The following is a 1298-nucleotide window of genomic DNA, read 5'->3' as shown; positions in this document are numbered from 1 at the left end:
TGATCTGCCGCGAGGATTTCGGACAATGGAGATGACTATTTTCAGGCCGCGATGGCGGGCTGTTGGTAACTGTAGTGGACGTCGTTCGGGGTTCGGTACCCGATTGCCGAATGCCGGCGTCGTGGATTGTAGAAGCCTTCGATGTATCTGATGATGTCTTGTCGCGCTTTGCCTTTCGTGGCGTAGATCGTTCGGTAGACGCATTCGTTCTTGAGGGCCGCGAAGAAACTTTCGGCCATGCTGTTGTCCCAGCACACCCCGGTCCGGCCCATGGACGAGCGCATCCCCAGCGAGCTCACCAGTGCCCGGTAGGCCCGCGAGGTGTACACACTGCCGCGATCGGAGTGGAAGGTCGCTCCTGGCTCGATCCGGGTCGCGGCAGCGGCGTTCGTCAACGCGGTCGCCACCAGTTCGGTGCGCATATGGTCCGCGATCGACCAACCCACGACTTTGCGGGAGTAGCAGTCGATGACCGTCGCGAGATACACGAACCCCTGCCAGGTGTGAATGTAGGTGATGTCGCCGACGAACTTGATTCCTGGCCGATCAGCGGAGAAGTCACGCACGAGCAGATCCGGCACGAGCGGCTCCCCGTTCGGATCGGAGTCGGTGGTGACACGGAACGGTCGCGGCTGACACGGCACGAGGTCTTCGTCGCGCATGATCGACCGAACCAACTCTGGGGAGCACTCGATCTGCGCGGCCCGCAGATCGGCGTGGATACGGCGATATCCGTAGGTGCCGTGCGAGAGCTCGAAGAACACCCGAATACGTTGCGCAAGAACAGTTCTACGCATCACTGTTGCGGACTGCGGCCGGCTCTTCCAGTGGTAGAACCCGGAAGTCGACACCTCGAGCCAGCGACAACGGTCGGTGATCGGTACTACCGCGGAATCGTCCGCGACATGGGAATCGATGAACTCGTACTTCGCCACTACCGTGGCTCCCGTGCAAAGTACGAGGCTGCTTTTTTCAGGAAGGCTGCCTCGGCTCGAAGTTCTCGATTCTCGCGTTCGAGCTGGGCGAGGCGTGATCGTTCGGTGAGGGTGAGTTCGGCGTCTGGGCCGCCGCCGTGGGTGTCACGGTAGTTCGCCAGCCACCTGCGCAGACTGTCGTCGCCGACGTTGTAGGCCTTGGCGACTTCGCTGATCGGCTTGGACGAGTCGATGACCTCTCGGCACAGTTCGTCCTTGAACTCGGTGCTGAACGATCGACGTGATCTGCTCATGCTGGTCGGACTCATTTCGGTAGATCCCTATTCTAAGCGGGTCCAGTGTCCGAAATCCCTGGGCCGATCA

The 1298-nt window shown here is 60.7% G+C and carries 1 protein-coding gene; it reads right to left on the bottom strand.

Annotated elements, in window-relative coordinates:
- Positions 1-41: 41 nt before the first annotated feature.
- Positions 42-1228, bottom strand: a protein-coding gene (locus tag R3P93_RS24485; RefSeq protein WP_317534363.1) for an IS3 family transposase whose coding sequence is annotated in 2 segments (ribosomal slippage) — positions 42-961 and positions 961-1228 — 1188 coding nt in all. Because the reading frame shifts where the segments join, the coding sequence is not laid out codon by codon here.
- Positions 1229-1298: the final 70 nt, after the last annotated feature.

The organism is Rhodococcus cerastii, assembly GCF_033042195.1.
Lineage (GTDB): Bacteria > Actinomycetota > Actinomycetes > Mycobacteriales > Mycobacteriaceae > Rhodococcoides.
This window is presented reverse-complemented; position numbering and strand designations above follow the sequence as displayed.